The organism is Halomonas sp. DP3Y7-2 (assembly GCF_019800795.1).
Lineage (GTDB): Bacteria > Pseudomonadota > Gammaproteobacteria > Pseudomonadales > Halomonadaceae > Halomonas > Halomonas litopenaei_A.
In genome coordinates this window covers 402,432-421,228 of record NZ_JAHVKJ010000008.1, presented here as the reverse complement: position 1 = coordinate 421,228, position 18,797 = coordinate 402,432, and the positions used below count along the sequence as shown (strand labels likewise).

The window sequence follows — 18,797 nt, the reverse complement described above, 5'->3', positions numbered from 1 at the left end:
GAAGGGACGGTTCGTGGCGCCGATGGGCATGGCGCTGGGCGAGCGGTTGCTCGACTCCCTGACGGGTCGCCCGCCCCAGCGCGATACCCAGGGCCAGGGACGAGCGCGCTCGGCGCCACTCACGGCCTACACGTACACCAGGCTTGTGCACCCAGCCCGGGCTCGGTGGGCAGTAGGTCCCGTGGTCAATCGTTGCCGATGGCCGGTCCATAATCTGCTGCGCTGAAGATCTTCCATTCGCCGGCACGTCGACGCTTGAGGCCAGCCAGCACCTGACCACCTGCTCGATTCCACGCAAGCCAGGCGTCTTCAAGCGTGGCATAGGGCGTCTCCACAGTAGAATCACACAGCATGCTGGCCAGGGAGGACCGGCTGAAGGCGCCCACGCCAATATTGAACGCCAGCAGCACCATGGCATCGAACTGATGCTGCCCGAGCCCCGACGCCCCGACCCATGGGCGACACGCTTCCAGCCGCGCCAGCACGCCCTGCTCGATGTCCTGGAGATCTCGACGCAGCAGCGAATCCGCCCAGTTCAGGTCGATCCCCCGAGCAAACCGAGACCACTGCCCCTCCTCGATCAGGTGGCCGACGCCAATGGTGGCGCCGGGCTGCCACTCATCGATCGTCTCACCGGTGAGGTCGTGATAGGGCAACAGGCGGCAGCCTTCCGCGTCGATCAACCATCGCCGGCCACGCGGGCTCAGCCTGCTGGGGGGCGGCTGAATGTACGCTGCCAGCTCGTCATATAGCGATAGCGGCCAGCTACGGCTGCCCTCCTTGTCATCACTACCGGTCTCATCGTGGCGACCGGTGTAGGCGACGTCCTGCTGCTCGCGCCCTTCACTACTCCCTGCCTGGGTGACCATGGCATCCTCCTGCGCACTTCATTCCGTGAAGCCATGTCCCGCAGGGTGACAGTCAACGACGTCAGCCATCCCGACTCAGGACAAGGTTATGTAACGGCACGGCGCCGATATGTCCGGTGCCCGCCCCAGATCAACCCCACTGGCCTCGGCAGGAACGTGCGCGCAGCGAGATCTCAGGTGGACGGATCTCGGCTAGGCAACGCCATCGGCCGCTTGCCCCCAGCGATACAGGAACAAGGCATAGGCCCGCAGGGTATGACGAATGGACGCAATCTCCACCCGCTCATCCACGCCATGGATGCGCTCGGCCACGGGGCCATAGCACGTGCCAGAGATACCATGGCGGTTCAACGCTCTCAGGTCGGTGGTGCAGGTCAATGCCACCGACGGCAATGCCTCACCGGTCAGGGCCCGATGACAGTCCGCCAGCAGCGCCACGCCCGGATGATCGAGGTTGACCTGGTGCCCCTCGGAGCGGAACCCATGAAAACTGAGCTCCGGTGCCGAAATCCCAGACCCCATGCCCTCTCGCGCGGCGTCGACGCACTGGCGCACCTTGTCCATGATCTCCTCCGCTGCCACCCCCGGCGGAAAACCGATACGCCCTTCCAGGGTGGCATGACAGGGCACGCTGGAGGCCCAGTTGCCGCCTTCGATGCGGCCAATGTTCAAGTTGAACGGGTGCTCGACGGCGTCATAGGGTGCCTCGCGCCCGGCATTCAGCTCGGCTTCCAGCGCCTTGAGCGGCGCGATCACCGCCTGGATGGCCTCGATCGCATTACTGCCCGCAGAGGTGTCCAGCACGTGGGCCGGCACCCCTTCCAGCGTCACCTTGAACCACAGGGTCCCGACCTGGGCGGTGGTCAGCGTGGCGCCAAAGGGTTCTGGTATCAGGGCGAAATCCCCCCGTCCATCCCGCGCCAGGCAGGCCAGCGCCCCGTGACCGGTACACTCTTCCTCGATGACCGTCTGCAGCGTGAGCGGAAAGCGGATATCGAATCCTGCCCGCTGCATGGCGGTCACCGCGGTCACCATGGCGGCAATGCCCGCCTTCATGTCACCGGCGCCGCGTCCGTAGAGCCAGCCATCCTGCTGCCACGGCTCCCACGGCGACCTAGTCCACATCGACACAGGCTCCGCGGGGACCACGTCCAGATGCCCGTTGAAGATCAGGTGCGGCCGATTCGATGTACCGTTGATCACCGACACCAGGTTGTAGCGATCGTCAGCAGCGCCTGACGGCGAATCCGGCAGCGGCACCCGCTCCACCGTCAGGCCCATGCCCAGCAAGTGCTGTTCCATCACCTGCAAGACACCAGTTTCAGCACCCAGCACGCTGTATTCGCGCACCAGATCCGACGTCAGGGCCAGGGTGTCGGGCATCAGTTCGTCACACACATCGAGCAGCCGCTGCTCGTTGGCGTCCAGCGCCTCAGTAGACAATAGGGGCGTTGTCATTGGCGGAAGTATCCAAGGTTGAGATGAGTGTCGAAGCGGCCAGGCCGGTGCCGATGATCCATCTCGCACACCAGTTATGCACTTTCATGCAGGATGGGCACAAGCCTGTGTAACCGCGGAATTAGCAGGGATTGATCTACATCAATCTCACTGGTGGTTGTTTGAGTGGTTGACGCTGCTGTGGCCGTCGGCGAGGCGCTCGATCACGGAATCACGCGCCACACCAATGTGATAGTCGACCTCTTCGCGGCAACGCTCCGGGTCGCCACTGCGCAGGGCATCCAGCAGACGCCAGTGCGACGCCGCGATGCTCTCCGGGGTGTCGTGGGTACGTGTGATCAACGTAATGCACAGCCGCAGCTCGAAGCTAAGGTCGTCAAAGGCACGCAGCAGGCGGGGATTGCCGGCAAGCTCGAAAACCCGCCGGTGGAAGGCAATATCTTCCTCGATCTTGGCACTTTCATCGTGACCCGAGGCGACATCACACAACCGTTCGATCTGCTGCTTGAGGCTCTGCTCGATGTCCTCATCAAAACGCAGCATCACCCGCTCGAAGGCATGTCGCTCAAGACCGATACGCAGGTCGAAGACATCGTTGAGCTCCGCCACATCCAGACTGCGCACAAAGAAGCCACGTCGTGGCCGTGACACCAGCAATCCGCGGCTTTCCAGCAACCTGGCAGCCTCACGCACCGGCGCACGACTGATGCCCAGCTCGCTGGCCAGTCCGGCTTCTGATAGCCGCTCCCCCGGCGCAAAGCGCGCCGCCAGAATCGACTCGGTCAGGTAATCCACCACCTGATCCACCAGGTTGCGTTGAATCACGAAGGGGGCGGGGTAGGCATCTGAAGGCATGGTCATCCTTTGCGTTGAAGCGTGGGCCATGGCCCAGGAAGCTGGCACAGCGGGTACCGTACCGATCCAGTATGCACGGAGTCGACCATCAACAACAGTCGATTGACGACTGTCGACAGTTTGGATCAGCACTGCTAGGTTCTAGAACAGCCACTGACAACAATCACTCATAACAACTGCCAAAAAAAGGTGCCCCATGTCTGCGACGTCTCGCCGCTTCGCCGTTCCCCTTATCACCTCGACGCTGGTGTCCCTGGGACTGGCCGCCACCCTGCCCGCCTCCTCGGCACTGGCCCAGGACACAACCGACAGCTCGTCGGCACAGCCCCAGCGCGGTGGTGTCATCGACACCATCATTCAGCCGGAGCCCCCCGGCCTGGTGCTGGGCATGATCCAGAACGCGCCCACGCGCACCGTGGCGGGGAACATCTACGAGGGGTTGCTGCGCTACTCCACCGATATGGAGCCGATGCCGCAGCTGGCCAAACGCTGGGACGTCAGCGAAGACGGCCTGACCTACACCTTCTACCTGCAGGAAAACGCCAAGTGGCATGACGGCGAGGCCTTCACCGCAGACGATGTGGTGTTCTCTGCCGACGTCTTCCACCGGGAGCTCAATCCCAGTGCCCGTGCCGTGCTTGAGCACGTGGAGAGCATCGAGGCGACCGACGAGCACACCGTGGTGTTCACCCTGAAGAAACCCTTCGGCCCCTTCCTGATCTCCTTCGAGGCAGGCACCTTCACCATGGTGCCGGAGCACATCTACGCGGGCACCGACTTCCGCAATAACGACGCCAACAACCACCCCATCGGCACCGGCCCCTTCCAGTTCGACAGCTGGGACCGTGGCACCGTGATCAAGCTCACCCGCTTCGACGACTACTACGAAGAGGGCCTGCCCTACCTGGACGGGATCAACTGGCACATCATTCCCGACGGCGCCTCCCGTGCGGTCGCCTACGAGAACGGCACCGTGGACGTGCTGCCCTACGGAACGGTAGAGAACTTCGACGTGCCCCGGCTGACCGCCATGGACAACACCTGCGTGACGGACAAGGGCCACGAGTACTTCAGTCCCTTCGCCATGCTGTGGATGAACAACCGCGAAGGACCGACCGCCGACAAGCGCTTCCGCCAGGCAGTGATGTACGCCATGGACCGCGAGTTTGCCCGCGACGTGCTGTGGAACGGTATGGGCGAAGTGCCGGCAGGCCCCTTTGGCTCCAACGCCAAGTTCAATGATCCGGATCTCGACGGCTACGCCTACGACCCCGACAAGGCCGAGCAGCTGCTGGATGAGATGGGCTACGACGGCGAAGAGATCACTCTGCTGCCGCTGCCCTATGGCGAGACCTGGAATCGCTGGGCCGAAGCCGTTCAGCAGAACCTCAAGGAAGTCGGCATCAATGTACGCACCGAGGCGACCGACGTCGGTGGCTGGAACCAGCGCCTGGGCGAGCGCGACTACGATCTGGCCTTCACCTACCTGTATCAGTACGGCGATCCGGCGCTCGGCATTTCACGCACCTACCTGTCGACCAACGCCGAAAAGGGCTCGCCCTGGAACAACGTGGAAGGCTACCAGAACCCCGAGGTCGATGAGCTGTTCAACAGCGCCGCCACCGCCTACCCGGACAGCGAGCGCGAGCGCCTCTACCACGAAGTGCAGCGCATCCTGCTGGAGGACGCTCCCCTGGGCTGGCTGCTCGAGCTCGGCTTCCCCACCATCTACCGCTGTAACGTCAATGACCTGGTGACATCGGCGGTGGGCGTCAATGACGGTTTCAAGGACGCCTGGATCGCCGACTGATTGCCGACGGATCCCCCACTGATCACACCCAAACGGGCCGACGACCTGCTCGTCGGCCCGGTGGCTGGCCAGATTCCCGACCAGATGACGGGGTCGCCCGCGGCCCCGAATGACTGCGCGAGAACCCATCATGCTTTACGCCCGACTTATTGTGTCGCGCCTGATCAAGGCAGCCGTCGTGCTGCTGATGATCGTCGTGTTCAACTTCGTGCTGATCCAGCTCGCCCCCGGCGACCCCGCCGCCATCCTCGCGGGTGAAGCCGGCGCCGCGGACGAGGCCTTCATCGCCCAGCTACGCGAGCGCTTCGGCCTGGACCAGCCCATGTACGTCCAGCTGTGGCACTACGTGTCCGGCATCCTGACCCTGGACTTCGGTTACTCCTATCGCCAGCAGATGCCGGTACTGGATCTGATTATGGATCGCCTGCCAGCCACCCTGCTGCTGACCGGCACCGCCTTTGTGCTGTCGCTGGGCCTCGGTATCCTGGCCGGCTCCATGGCCGCCATGCGGGTCAAGAAGGCCTCGGGCTCCTTGATCATGGCCCTGGCGCTGCTGTTCTACGCCACACCGCTGTTCTGGGTAGCGCTGATGGCGGTGGTGCTGTTCTCGGTGTACCTGGACTGGCTGCCCGCCTACGGCATGTTCACCGTAGGTGCCAATCTGGAGGGGCTGGGCTACGCCCTCGATGTAGCCAAGCACCTGGTCCTGCCAGCCACCACGCTGGGCCTGTTCTTCATGGCCATCTACACCCGCATGACCCGGGCCTCGATGCTCGACGCCGCCCAGCAGGATTTCGTCAAGACCGCCCGGGCCAAGGGCCTGGCGCCGCAGGTTATCCAGCGTCGTCATATCCTGCGTAACGCGCTGCTGCCGATCATCACCCTGGCCGGGCTACAGGCCGGACAGATGGTAGGCGGCGCGATCCTCACCGAGACCGTGTTCGCCTGGCCCGGCATCGGCCGCCTGATGTACGAGGCACTGATGCAGCGCGACTACAACCTGCTGCTGGGCATCTTCTTCTTTTCTGCCGCCCTGGTGATCCTGTTCAACATCCTTACTGATCTCGTCTATCGCCTGGCGGATCCACGTATCAAGGGGGCTGCCGCATGACGTTCTTTGCCCGTTTTGCCCAGAACCGAGGCGCCCTGGTGGGCCTGCTGATCCTGTGGGCGATCATCCTGATGGCGGTACTCGCCCCGCTGCTATTTCCGGAATCACCCTGGCGCATGGTCCAACGTCCGTTTCTGCCACCCATGGCCCAGGAAGGCTTCTGGCTCGGCACCGATACCATGGGACGCAACGTTGCCGCCGGGCTGATGCACGGTGCCTGGGTATCGCTGTTGATCGGCCTGGTCTCCACCGCGGTTGCCCTGGCCATCGGCGTGCCCCTGGGCGCCATTGCCGGCTACTACGGTGGCTGGGTCGACGATGCGCTGATGCGCTTCACCGAGTTCTTCCAGACCATTCCCAACTTTGCCCTGGCCATCGTCCTGGTGGCGATCATGCAGCCCAGCGTGACGTCCATCGTGCTGGCCATTGCCATCGTCAGCTGGCCACCGGTGGCGCGCCTGGTACGCGCGGAATTCATGTCCCTGCGCCAGCGCGAATACGTGGAGGCTGCGCGCCTGGTCGGCCAGAGCAACCTGCAGATCATGCTGCGCCAGATCCTACCCAACACCCTGTCGCCCATCATCGTGCTGGCGTCCTTGATGGTCGCCACCGCGATCCTGCTGGAGTCGTCGCTGTCCTTCCTCGGTCTCGGGGATCCCAACGTGATGTCCTGGGGCTACATGATCGGCGCCGCACGCACGGTGATTCGCCAGGCCTGGTGGCTATCGTTCTTCCCTGGCCTGGCGATCCTGCTTACGGTGCTCGCCCTCAACCTGGTGGGCGAGGGACTGGACGACGCCCTCAACCCCAAACTGGCTCGGGAGCGCTGAACCATGGCGACCAACAACGACCACAGCACGCCGCCCATTCTGCGCATCGAAGGCCTCAGCGTTGCCCTGCCCCAAGGGGCCGACCGCGACTATGCGGTCGAAGACCTCAGCTATGACGTCAGCCCCGGCGAAATCCTCTGCGTGGTGGGGGAGTCCGGCTCGGGCAAGTCCATGGCGGCCAATACCATCATGGGGCTGCTGCCCAAGGGGGTGCGTGCCACCGCAGGGCGCATCCTGTTCGAAGGCATCGACCTGTTGAGCCTGGATGACAAGCGTCACAGGGCCCTGCGCGGCAAGCAGATCGGCATGATCTTTCAGGAGCCGATGACCGCGCTCAATCCGCTGATGCGGATCGGCGACCAGATCGCCGAAGTGTTCGAGGCCCACGGAGAGCTGAAACCCGCGCAGCGTCAGGCCCGAGCCCTGGAGCTGCTGAAGGAAGTCGGCCTGCCGCAGCCGGAGCGCGCCATACGCGCCTACCCCTTCGAGCTGTCCGGTGGCCAGCGCCAGCGCGTGATGATCGCCATGGCGCTGGCACTGGAGCCGCGCCTGCTGATCGCCGACGAGCCCACCACGGCCCTGGATGTGACCACCCAGGCACAGATTCTCTCGCTGATCGCGGAGCTGCAGCAGCGACGCGGCATGGCGGTCATGTTCATCACCCATGACTTTGGCGTCGTGGCCGAAATCGCCAATCGCGTCTGTGTCATGCGTCAGGGGCACATCGTCGAGCTGGGCCGCCGAGACGACGTGCTCGACCATCCGCAGCATGACTACACCCGGGCGCTGATCGAGGCCATACCTGCCGACGCCGCCCCACCCCGGCGCGAGTCGCAGCCACCGGCGCCCATGCTGGAGGTGCGCCAGCTGAATCGGGTCTTCCGCTCTCGCGGGGGCTTGTTCAAGCCGTCTCGGGAAGTCCGCGCCCTGGACGACGTCAGCTTTACCCTGTCCCGGGGCGAAACCATCGGCATCGTCGGTGAATCCGGGTCCGGCAAGTCGACCCTGGGACGCTGCATCGTCCGGCTGGAACGTCCTGACAGCGGTGAAATCCTGATCGGAGGCGAAGACCTGTCGGCGCTGAGCGGCGATGCCCTGCGCCAACAGCGCCACCGGATACAGATGGTGTTTCAGGACCCTTATGCCTCCCTCAACCCGCGCACTCGGGTTGGCATGGCGATCGCCCAGGGGCCCATCGCCAACGGTGTGCCAAAAGCCGATGCCCTGAGCAAGGCCGACGAACTGCTGGAACTGGTCGGGCTCGGCGGCAGCGCAGACCGCTACCCCCACGAGTTCTCCGGCGGCCAGCGCCAGCGCATCGGTATCGCAAGGGCCCTGGCGCTGGATCCCGAGCTGATCGTGGCCGACGAGGCCGTGTCTGCCCTCGACGTGTCCATCCAGGCTCAGGTGCTCGAACTGCTGGAGGACCTCAAGCAGCGCTTCTCGCTGTCGCTGCTGTTCATCACCCACGACCTGCGCGTGGCGGCGCAAATCTGCGATCGGATCATCGTCATGCAGCATGGTCGCATCGTCGAACAGGGCACCGCCTCGGAGGTCTTCCTGACCCCCAAGGAGGAGTACACCAAGGAGCTGCTGGCAGCGATCCCTGGACGCAAGAGCGAACACGGGAGCCGTCACGACAGTCATATTGAAAGAAAGAGCGAACAAAAGAGCGACAGCCATAACGAAGGAAGTAGCGGCAGCCAGCAGGAGGCCTATTCATCATGACGGAAGCGACATCTCCCCTCTCCGGCTCTTCCTTAGCCTCTTCTTCGGCCTCTTCTTCGGCCTCTTCGTCGCCTTCGTCCCCAGCGTCTTCGTCAGTGGGCGCGTCCGCCGAGGATAGAGACGCGCTGCTCGCCACCCTGAGAGAGCGGCTCGGCGACAACCAGGTCCTGACCGGCGAGGACGTGGCCCGCCGCCAGGTGGACTGGTTGAGCGGCGCCGCCTGCCGGGCTGCTGCCATCGTCCGGCCCGGCACGCCGCAGGAAGTGGCTGAGGTACTGACGCTGTGCCACCAGGTGCACCAGCCCGTCGTCACCCACGGCGGACTGACCGGCCTGGTCCACGGCGCCGAGGCAGAGCCGGACGAGCTGGTGCTGTCGCTGGAACGGCTAACCCGCATCGAGGACCTGGACCCACTGGCCGGGACCATCACCGTGCAGGCGGGCGTACCGCTGCAGCAGGTGCAGGAGGCGGCCAGAGAGGTCGGTATGCAGTTTCCTCTCGACCTGGGGGCCCGCGGCAGCTGCACCATTGGCGGTAACATCGCCACCAATGCGGGAGGCAACCGGGTCATCCGCTACGGCATGATGCGCCAACAAGTGCTGGGGCTCGAGGCCGTGCTGGCCGATGGTCAGGTCATCAGCGCCATGAGCCCGATGCTCAAGAACAACGCGGGCTACGATCTCAAGCAGCTGTTTATCGGCAGCGAGGGTACCCTGGGCGTCGTCACTCGCGCCGTGCTTCGCCTGCAGCCGGCGCTGTCGGATGCCCGCACGGCACTGATCGCCTGTCCGGATTTCGCCTCCATGACCGCCCTGCTGGCACACCTGCGAGACCGACTGGGCGGCGGTTTGGCGGCCTTCGAGGCGATGTGGCGCAATCATCTGACGCTGATCACCGCCAATGGCCGCCATAGCGCCCCGCTAGAGCTGGACGCACCCTACTACGCGCTGGTGGAATCCCTGTCCGGCGATGGGCCGCACCACCAGGCACAGTTCGAGAGCGCGCTGGAAAGCGCCTTCGAACAGGGCTGGGCCAGCGATGCGGTGATCGCCCAGTCCGACACCCAGCGGGAGCGGCTGTGGGCGATTCGCGACGACATCGAAGGCCTGGTGGAGGCGCTGTCCCCGCTGATGGCCTTCGATATCAGCCTGCCCATCGCCGCCATGCAGGACTACGTGGATGAGGTCGAGTCGGCGCTGACCACACGCTGGCCCCAGGCGCGCCTGGCGGTGTTCGGCCACCTGGGCGACGGCAACCTGCACCTGTCCGTGGGCGTCGGCAGCAACGACGCCGAAACCCGCCACGGGGTGGAAGCCTGCCTGTACCGCCCGCTGGCCGACCGGCAGGGCTCGATCTCGGCCGAACACGGTATCGGGCTGGAGAAGCGCGACTGGCTGTCGATCTCGCGCAGCCCTGAAGAACTGGCGCTGATGGCGACGCTAAAGCGCAGCCTCGACCCGTTGGGACTGCTTAACCGACACAAGGTCGTGCCATGGACAGCCGCCCAGGATCATTGACGACCTGGTTGATACATTAGCTACCGGGCTCTTAAATACCCGGCTCTTGGATTTCCGGCTTTCAAGCACCCACGTTTATTGCCCAAAGGCTCATTGCTTCAAACGCTTACTGCCACCGACCACAGGAACCTCTACAGGATACGTTATGGCCTCCGACACCCCCGCCTTCGCTGATCACCTCTACACCCCGGGACCGGATAACCCCTTCCCTGGTATCTGGGTGCTCAAGCGCCGGATCGGCAAGGAGATCCCTCATCGCCTCGGCTCCAACGAGGGGCTCGACATGCCACATCGCGCCCTGCGTGACGCCTTCGGCGACGCCATGGCCGAACACGTTTACTGCTATGGCGACGCGGAAGCCCTGGCCGTGCGTGAACGCCTGTGCCGCCTGCATGGCTTCGAGCTGGATACCCTGCTGGTAGATGCCGGCTGCGACAGCCTACTGGCGCTGGTACTGCGGGCCACCGCGCCCACCGGCACTACCGTGGTCAGCTCCGCCGGGACCTACCCCACCTTTGGCTACTTCGCCCAGGGCCAGGGGTGTCGGCTGGTGGAAGTCGACTATCACGAAACCGCCGACGCCCTGGCACCGGACATCGATGCGCTGATAGAGGCCGCCCACCAGCATCAGGCTCGCCTGGTGTACCTGGCCAACCCTGACAACCCCACGGGCCACGTCCATCCCGTGGCAGAAGTCGAACGGCTGCGAGCAGAGCTGCCCAAGGACTGCTGGCTGCTGCTCGACGAGGCCTACCATGACTTTCGGGATGATGCGGCAGAACCCGCCTTTACCCGCGCCCTGCCGGGAGTGATTCGGTGCAGGACGCTGTCCAAGGCCCACGGCCTGGCGGGCCTGCGGGTCGGCTATGCCATCGCCGAACCCGACACCCTGGCGATGCTGATGAAGGTGCGCATCCACTATGCGGTGTCCACCTTGAGTCTGGCCGCCGCCGAGGTAGTGCTCGACCACCAGGACGAGACCGACGCACACATCCAGGCGGTGCTGGAGCGTCGTCGCCGCCTTGCAGAGCACTTCAAGGCACTGGGAGCCGACGTACTGGAAAGCGGCACCAACTTCATTGGAATACGCCTGGCCGACGCCGACACGGCGCGCCAGGTTCACGCCGACCTGTTGAATGAGGGCAAGCTGATCGCGCGACCCGCGCACCCGGCGCTGGGGCACGTACTGCGCATCACCGCAGTGGCCGACGCCCTGGAGCCGGGCCGCCTGGCCAGGCTCGAGCGGGCGATTCAAGCTCGATGAGCCTCTGCTGAAAGGCTTTGAGAAAGGGCTATCACCCACAGGATCATCGCCGACGGGCACAGGCCCATCGGCGATGACGTCAGGGGCTACCTCCTTGAGTGGTTGCCGCCCGCCGGTGCCAAACGGCTAACGCTCACGCAAAAGCGTGCGTTCAGCCAACAGCATCGGCTTGGGCGAACAGGTCGCTTAGCTGTCGTGTACCGCCACGTTGAGGGTGGCGTCGGGAAAGTGCCTGCGCAGCATGCGGTTCTGGAACTCGTCTACAAAGCAGGCGTTGATGATAATGATGAAGCGCTCGAACGGGGCGTCCTCGCGACACTGGCGAATGCTGTCCACGCTGTGGAACAGCTGATCATCGCGCAAGTGCAGTATCTCACCCGGGGCCAGGGTGATACGGCCCACCTCCTGCTGTCCGGTCTTGTCCAGGTACAGGGTGTTGACCGCGCCCTCGACGTTGTCACGGCTGAGCACCACGATACTCAGGTACTTGCAGCCGTCGGCGTGGATTCCCTGCCCCTGCAGCGGGTCGACGCAGCCATCCCCTCTCACCCCGGTGATCTGCATCAGGATGGGTGACCTGGCCGGCAACTCCCACAGCTCTGCCCACGACTTGACGAAGGCCTTCACGTCCTCACGCTCGGTAAAGGCCGGCAGCAGCGGCTCGTAGTAACGCAGGCGATCAGCCATGCTGGCCGCATCATTGAAGCGACCTCCCTGAGCCATCGGGCATTCACCCAGTGTCTCGACCTCACCGCTATCGTTCAGGTGCAGCCAGGACATCCGCTTCCAACGCTGGTTGACGTAGGGGTCGCGGGGTAGATCCGCCACGAAGGCTTGCCACGCAGCCAGCTCAATCCGCGCCAGCGTCGTCTTGCTCCAGGACTGAGACGCCAATTCCTCGTGGACCGATGACTCCCAATAGCCAGGAGCAGGTGTCTCATACCATTCCTGTATCGCACCGGCGTCTTCCACCAGCGCCAGATGGCGGCCGACGTTCATCTCTTTGATTGATTTCATGACATTTTCCTCGTTTTTATGCGCATTCACGCGCATTTCATGGATGTTGCTTACGCAACAACGAGGATCATGTGGAGGCCCTTGGGGCCGGTCAAATGCCGGTTTGTACGCAAAACCGGAGACTAAAACCCTACCGCCTTGCTGGTATCGCCACCCATGCCGCCGGCATGGTAAAACTCACTTTTCATGTTCCTGATACCGTCCTAGGTCGCGCTTCGGGACTTTCTGTACGACACTTGCTACATATGCATGTCCATTACAACGTGTGCAGTTCGACGCAATCTCTTCCTCCGCTACGTCGTAATTGACCGCACAGGGGTATGACGCCATTGCACATCGGTGACAGACTTCCACCCTATCCTCGCGCCAAGCAGCGCATCGCCGAGCAGGACAGTCGCAAGCAGACTAGCGATCAGCGGCTGAGCCAGAGCGAGGGCGAGGCGCCGGCGCTTCCATCACTGACGCTCAGTGAATGGCGTTTCCGCGAGCTGCTGATGAGCCTCTCGCGGGTGGCCGTGCAGGGGTACGATCGTGATCGTCGGGTCATCTACTGGAACAGCGCCAGTCAGGCGCTGTATGGCTACAGCGAGCAGGAAGCCCTTGGCCGCCGGCTGGAAGAGCTGCTGATTCCCGATGCCATGGTGTCTGCGGTTATCGACGCTCATCAGGCGTGGGTCTGCCACGGCACCGAAATCCCCCCGGAAGAACTGGAACTGAAGCATCGTTCCGGCGCCACCGTGCCGGTCTTTTCCCACCACGTGATGCTTGCCCAGAGCAGCGACAACCCGCTGATGTTCTGTATCGACATCGACCTGGCTGGCGAACGCCAGGCCCGCCGCGACCTGGACTACATGACCCGCTTTGACCGTTTGACGGGGCTGCCCAACCGCCACGCCTTCGAACATGACCTGGCGGGTATGCTCGAAGAATGCCGGCTACATGACGACAGCCTGTTGATCCTGTTTATCGACCTGGATCGCTTCAACGAGATCAACGACACCCACGGCTACGAATACGGGGACAAGGTCATCAAGGAAGCGGCCCGGCGGCTAAAGTCCTTTCGCCGCAGCCATGACCTGCTGGCACGCTTTGGCACCGATGAATTCGTGCTGGCCATGCCACGAGTCGACGTAGCCAATGACGCCACCCAGGTGGCCGACCGGCTTCTTGAGACCATCGCCAGGCCCATGCGCATCCAGAACCGGGAGCTGCGCATCAATGCATCGGTCGGGCTCAGCCTCTATCCCGACAATGGCAGCGCGGTACAGGAACTGGTCGGTAACGCCGATGCGGCCAAGACCAGGGCCAAGCAGGAAGGCCGCAACACCTACCGCTTCTTCAGCCCTGAGGCTCACGCTGCCATGGTGCGCCAGCACAGGATCGCCGCGAGCCTGCAGCGCCTGCTGGATCAGGATGGCAAGGCTGACAAGGAGGGCGAGCTAAGCCTGGCCTATCAGCCTCAGGTGTCCGCCAGCAGCGGCTACATCGACTCCATGGAAGCGCTGCTGCGCTGGACCACCGCGGAAGGCGAGTTTATCTCCCCCGGGGAATTCATTCCGGTGGCCGAACGCAGCGAGCTGATCACGCGACTGGAAGACTGGGTACTGCATCACGCCTGCCAGCAACAACAGCGCTGGCGCCAGCAAGGGCTAAGGCGGGTCAGGGTCGACATCAATATCTCGGGCAGGCACGCGATGATGCCGGGCATGTTCGAGGAGTGCTCCCGTTGCGTGGAGAGCTACGGGCTCGGCCCCCAGGATATTGGCATCGAGCTGACCGAGAACGTGTTGATCGAGGCCGGCCAGAGCGTGCTGGACAGCCTGCGCTGCCTGTATGACCAGGGCTACAAGATCGCCATCGATGACTTCGGGACAAGCTTCTCTTCCATGAGCTACCTCAAGTTCCTTCCCGTCACTGCGCTGAAGATCGACCGCACCTTCGTAGCCGAGTGCACCCAGGACCCCAAGGACCGCGCCATCATGGAAGCCAGCATCTTTCTTGGCCACCGCCTGGGCCTTGAAGTCATCGCCGAAGGCGTCGAGACCGCCGAGCAGGAAGCCCTGCTACAGGAGATGCACTGCGACCTGCTGCAAGGCTACTACTACCACCGCCCTACCGATGCCGCCAGCATCGCACGACTGCTGCGCGCAGGCCCATTGGGGCTGAGCGGCAAAACAAGTGGTGGAGTTCATGGCAGCAGAGAGGGAAACACAAGGACTAGCAAGGGGGGGAAATACAACTGAATGCCGCACGACAGTCGCGCTGCCCCAAGACATGCAAGTGAGCGACTCGCAAGAAAACGACGTGAGAGAGAACAAGGTGAGTAGGAGACAATACGGCCCTTGATACTGGGCGGCTCCGATCTGGCTCGTAGCGTACGACTCTCCCCCTGCTCCTCACACCCGCGTTATACCTTTGCTTAGGCCTAAACACGCTTGCGCCGGACGGCGGCTTCTGTATCCTCAGCTACTGACTTCCGCCTGATGTGTCGAGCCATCCGAGAGCCAGGCAGGAAGCATGACACTTCGCCATCCGTCACGCTTTTCACAGCGATGTACCAGCAAGGACCACACGGCAATGACCAACACCCCCACCCAGCCCCCAGAGCACTACTTCCCCAGGCCGCCTGCGGATGATGAGATATCCCTGGTAGATATCGCGCTCATCCTGGTTCGCCGTTGGAAGATGATGGCGGTGATCTTTCTGGTCGTCGTGCTGGCAGCGCTAGCGTTCGCCCTGAGCAAGACCGACACCTATCGCTATGTATCCATCTACAACGTGGCCGAGCGCCAGCCGAGCGGAAGTTCAGGGGTAGGCGTTCTGGAAGCACCTAAGAGCGTGGTATCAAAGATTGAAAATTACTACTTCGATGCGATCGCTGCCGACATTCTGGAAGCCAAGGGGCTGGCCAGATTCTCCTTCGAAACGCAAGCAGAGGCACCTGACAACGTCGCTTTTCTCACCATCTCTTCTGAAGCTGATGAGGACAGCGCAGCCTTGGTCAAGGAATACCACCAAACCCTGCTAGACACCGTGAAGCAGGATCAAGATCAATTGCTTGCCAAGCGGAAAAACACGCTCGAACAACAGCTGCAAAGTGCAGAGGAAAGCCTGGAAGCAGCAAAACAATCCACATCAGAAAGCGCTGCGGAACTAGTCGCAACCTACACTGCAAATATTGTAGACATCGAGCAAGACCTCGCTTACTTAGCAGAAGGCCATGTGCAGCGAGTCGCAGCTCAGAGTCGGGTACCCGTTGGTACCAGCAAGGCCCTGATCATGGCGCTGGCGATCGTGCTGGGCGGCATGCTGGCCGTGATGGCCGCTTTTATCGCAGAGTTTGCCGGCACCGTGCGCAAGGCCTCCCAGCAGCGCGGCTAAGAGGCTAGTAAGCCAAGAGGCTCTCTTATAAGTTAAGAGTCCAGCAGCACCATCAACGAAAACCGCCCCGCAGGCTTGGCCTGCGGGGCGGTTTTCTATTTGGCTTGGCCTGCTTCGGGGAGCAAGATCAGGGGCTGCTATGCCGCGACCAACCTCGGCCAATCTAAACTCGCCTCAACCCGCCTCAACCAGCGAGTCCCCCCGCCCTACTGCGAAGTACATCAACCCAGCCTGGCGCACGATCTCTGGGTCGTAAAGGTTGCGGCCATCGATCAATACGGGCATTGCCAGTTGTTCCTTCAACCAGCTGAAGTCGACGGAGCGAAACTCCTTCCACTCGGTGCAGATCACCAGGGCGTCGGCGCCCTTCACTGCCTGAATACGATCCCCCGCCAGCATCAGGTCTTCACGCTCGCCGTAAATGCGGCGGGCTTCACGCATGGCCTCAGGGTCATACGCCTGGACCTTGGCACCGGCTTGCCACAGGGCCTCCATCAGGGTGCGGCTAGGCGCATCACGCATATCGTCGGTATTGGGCTTGAAGGAAAGTCCCCACACGGCGATGGTGCGCCCCTTCAGATCACCATCAAAGGCATTTGCCAGCTTGGTAAATAGCGTCTGCTTCTGACGATTATTAACCGCCTCGACAGCGCCAAGCAGCTCGGCCTGGTAGCTGACCTCACGGGCGGTACGCTCCAGCGCCTGTACATCCTTGGGGAAGCAGGAACCACCGTAACCACAGCCGGGGTAGATAAAGTGGTAGCCAATGCGCGGGTCGCTGCCGATACCGCGGCGCACCTGCTCCACGTCCGCCCCCAGGCGCTCCGCCAGGTTGGCGATCTCGTTCATAAAGCTGATCTTGGTGGCCAACATGGCGTTGGCAGCGTACTTGGTCAGCTCCGCGGCGCGCACGTCCATGAACATCAGCTTTTCCTGCAGGCGGATATACGGGGAGTAGCATTCCCGCATAAGCTGCTTGACCTTGTCGGAATCCGTACCCACCACGATACGAGCCCCGTGGGAGAAATCCTCGACAGCGGCACCTTCCTTCAGAAACTCGGGGTTGGAACACACGTCCACGTTCAACGCCACGCCGCGGGAGTCAAGCTGGGACTGCACCATGGCCTTGACCTTGTCGGCGGTGCCGACCGGTACGGTGGACTTGTCCACCACCACCTTATCATCCTGCATATGCTCGCCGATGGTCTTGGCCACCGCCAGCACATACTGAAGGTCCGCACTGCCGTCCTCGTCCGGCGGCGTGCCGACAGCGATGAACTGCAGGGTGCCGTGGTCCACTGCCGTCTTGGCATCGGTCGTAAAGACCAGTCGGCCTGCCGCCACGTTGGCCTTGACCATCGGCTCGAGGCCTGGCTCGAAAATGGGGATCTCACCACCTTCCAAGCGAGCGATCTTATTTGCGTCCACGTCCATGCACACGACATCATGGCCAACGTCTGCCAGGCAGGTCCCTGTGACCAGTCCCACGTAACCGGTGCCAAAAATGGTGATCTTCATTCCTTGCTACTCACTCACTGCTTGGTTGATCGGCCAAGGATAGCAACCTCGGCATAGATTTGGCACAGCAAAAGCCAGGCCTATATCAATGGGGAGACATCCCTGGCGGTGTCGTCACGGCAACAGGCTCTGCAGGCACCAGTAAACCGGGCGCCACGCCAGGCCCCTTCTCCCGTGCCGACCCCAGGAGACCAAAGCCCTTTAAAATTAAGCTCCCGGGGAACATGCCCAATAGGTGAAGCGAACGAGCCTCCAGCAACGTAGGGCATCATCAGCGCCGGCGTTTCTGCAGTCTTTCCCTAAACGCGATAGAAGTCGCGATACCACTCAACGAAGTGACGTACGCCCTCTTCTACCTGCACCCGGGGCTTATACCCTGTAGCCTGATAGAGGGCATCGGTATCCGCCCAGGTACGGGGCACGTCGCCCGGCTGCATGTCCTTGTAATCACAGATGGCCTGCTTGCCCGTCGCCTTCTCGATGGCGCGCACAAAGTCCATCAGCGATACCGGGCTACCGTGACCGATGTTGTACAGGGCGTAGGGCGCAGACGCGGTGTCCGTGGTGACCTCGGTGCTGCCTCTTGGCGTCGGCACCACCTCCAGCACGCGCACAATCCCCTCAACGATATCGTCAATATAGGTAAAGTCGCGTGACATCTGGCCGTGGTTGTAGACCTCCATGGCTTCGCCGTTAAGCACCGCCCGGGTGAACTTGAACAGGGCCATGTCGGGACGCCCCCAGGGGCCATAGACGGTAAAGAACCGCAGCCCGGTGGTCGGCAGGTCATACAAGTGGGAATAGGTGTGGGACATCAGCTCGTTGGCCTTCTTGGTGGCCGCATACAGGCTGATGGGATGGTCCACATCGTCGTCAGTCGCAAAGGGGACCTTGTCGTTGGCACCGTATACCGAGCTGGACGAGGCATAGACCAGATGCTCTACACGGCTGTGACGGCATCCTTCCAGAATATTGAGGTGCCCCACCAGGTTGGCATCGACATAGGCGTGGGGGTTGTCGATCGAATACCGCACCCCAGGTTGGGCAGCCAAATGGATGACGCGATCAAAACCTTCGCGTTCAAACAGCGTTGCGATGCCAGCGCGGTCAGCCAAGTCCAATGGGAGAAAGGCAACGTCAGTGCATGAAGCCAGATCATCCAACCTCGCCTGCTTCAGGGCAACGTCGTAGTAGTCGTTGAGGTTGTCGATACCGACAATACTATGACCAGCGCCACTAAGCCGCTTCGCCACGGCATGACCTATGAAGCCCGCCATACCGGTAATCAAGAGTTTCATCGCAGAGTCCTTGCCAAGTGCGGCGCCATTGTAACCCGGTAACGGGGTACGAGGTCAGCCATCTGTCGAGCACTTTCCGCAAAAGGCATATGACGATCATGACATGCTCATCTAGCGACCATCGCGACAGTGGCTATGATA

General features: G+C 62.6%; 14 protein-coding genes. 8 read left to right on the top strand and 6 right to left on the bottom strand.

From position 1 onward, the window contains the following. Nucleotides 1-185: 185 nt before the first annotated feature. From KUV45_RS11625 to KUV45_RS11615, 3 genes are all read right to left on the bottom strand, one after another. A complete protein-coding gene (locus KUV45_RS11625; protein ID WP_222163145.1) occupies nucleotides 186-869 on the bottom strand; it encodes a lysozyme in 684 nt (227 codons plus the stop codon). 192 nt (nucleotides 870-1,061) lie between these two features. Beyond that, the gene (locus KUV45_RS11620; protein WP_222163144.1) at nucleotides 1,062-2,327 is read right to left on the bottom strand and encodes an ArgE/DapE family deacylase; all 1,266 of its coding nucleotides are present in this window, start codon (nucleotides 2,325-2,327) and stop codon (nucleotides 1,062-1,064) included. A 147-nt stretch (nucleotides 2,328-2,474) separates the two neighbouring features. Next, a complete protein-coding gene (locus KUV45_RS11615) occupies nucleotides 2,475-3,182 on the bottom strand; it encodes a GntR family transcriptional regulator (RefSeq protein ID WP_308126708.1) in 708 nt (235 codons plus the stop codon). A gap of 196 nt (nucleotides 3,183-3,378) precedes the next feature. On the opposite strand from KUV45_RS11615, the gene KUV45_RS11610 reads away from it, so the two are divergent. The 6 genes from KUV45_RS11610 (at nucleotide 3,379) to KUV45_RS11585 (ending at nucleotide 11,442) form a co-directional block, all read left to right on the top strand. Next, nucleotides 3,379-4,992 (top strand): ABC transporter substrate-binding protein, encoded by a 1,614-nt coding sequence (locus KUV45_RS11610; protein ID WP_206938055.1) that lies wholly within the window; start codon nucleotides 3,379-3,381, stop codon nucleotides 4,990-4,992. Between the two features lie 130 nt (nucleotides 4,993-5,122). Further along, complete coding sequence (locus KUV45_RS11605) at nucleotides 5,123-6,103, top strand: ABC transporter permease (RefSeq protein WP_222163142.1); 981 nt, start codon at nucleotides 5,123-5,125, stop codon at nucleotides 6,101-6,103. Further along, entirely contained in the window at nucleotides 6,100-6,933 is an 834-nt protein-coding gene (locus KUV45_RS11600; protein ID WP_206938050.1) for an ABC transporter permease, read from the top strand. Before KUV45_RS11605 ends, KUV45_RS11600 begins: the two co-directional genes overlap by 4 nt. A 3-nt stretch (nucleotides 6,934-6,936) precedes the next feature. Next, nucleotides 6,937-8,661: an ABC transporter ATP-binding protein gene (locus tag KUV45_RS11595; protein ID WP_222163141.1), complete on the top strand. Its 1,725-nt coding sequence runs from the start codon at nucleotides 6,937-6,939 to the stop codon at nucleotides 8,659-8,661. Beyond that, on the top strand, nucleotides 8,658-10,178 hold the full coding sequence (locus KUV45_RS11590; RefSeq protein ID WP_222163140.1) for an FAD-binding oxidoreductase: 1,521 nt from the start codon (nucleotides 8,658-8,660) through the stop codon (nucleotides 10,176-10,178). The genes KUV45_RS11595 and KUV45_RS11590 overlap by 4 nt, the downstream gene beginning before the upstream one ends. Before the next feature lie 145 nt (nucleotides 10,179-10,323). After that, on the top strand, nucleotides 10,324-11,442 hold the full coding sequence (locus KUV45_RS11585) for a histidinol-phosphate transaminase (RefSeq protein WP_222163139.1): 1,119 nt from the start codon (nucleotides 10,324-10,326) through the stop codon (nucleotides 11,440-11,442). A gap of 186 nt (nucleotides 11,443-11,628) precedes the next feature. Here the strand turns inward: KUV45_RS11585 and KUV45_RS11580 are convergent, their stop codons facing one another. Further along, entirely contained in the window at nucleotides 11,629-12,459 is an 831-nt protein-coding gene (locus KUV45_RS11580; RefSeq protein WP_224852024.1) for a 2OG-Fe dioxygenase family protein, read from the bottom strand. A 320-nt stretch (nucleotides 12,460-12,779) separates the two neighbouring features. Here KUV45_RS11580 and KUV45_RS11575 point away from each other — a divergent pair, with 320 nt between their 5' ends. Next, entirely contained in the window at nucleotides 12,780-14,702 is a 1,923-nt protein-coding gene (locus KUV45_RS11575) for a bifunctional diguanylate cyclase/phosphodiesterase (protein WP_222163138.1), read from the top strand. 334 nt (nucleotides 14,703-15,036) lie between these two features. Beyond that, a complete protein-coding gene (locus tag KUV45_RS11570; protein WP_222163137.1) occupies nucleotides 15,037-15,840 on the top strand; it encodes a lipopolysaccharide biosynthesis protein in 804 nt (267 codons plus the stop codon). A 174-nt stretch (nucleotides 15,841-16,014) separates the two neighbouring features. Here the strand turns inward: KUV45_RS11570 and KUV45_RS11565 are convergent, their stop codons facing one another. Together KUV45_RS11565 and KUV45_RS11560 are read right to left on the bottom strand one after the other, a co-directional pair. Beyond that, the gene (locus tag KUV45_RS11565) at nucleotides 16,015-17,358 is read right to left on the bottom strand and encodes a UDP-glucose/GDP-mannose dehydrogenase family protein (protein ID WP_222163136.1); all 1,344 of its coding nucleotides are present in this window, start codon (nucleotides 17,356-17,358) and stop codon (nucleotides 16,015-16,017) included. Nucleotides 17,359-17,657: 299 nt separating this feature from the next. Further along, complete coding sequence (locus KUV45_RS11560; RefSeq protein WP_222163135.1) at nucleotides 17,658-18,656, bottom strand: NAD-dependent epimerase; 999 nt, start codon at nucleotides 18,654-18,656, stop codon at nucleotides 17,658-17,660. Between the last annotated feature and the right edge of the window lie 141 nt (nucleotides 18,657-18,797).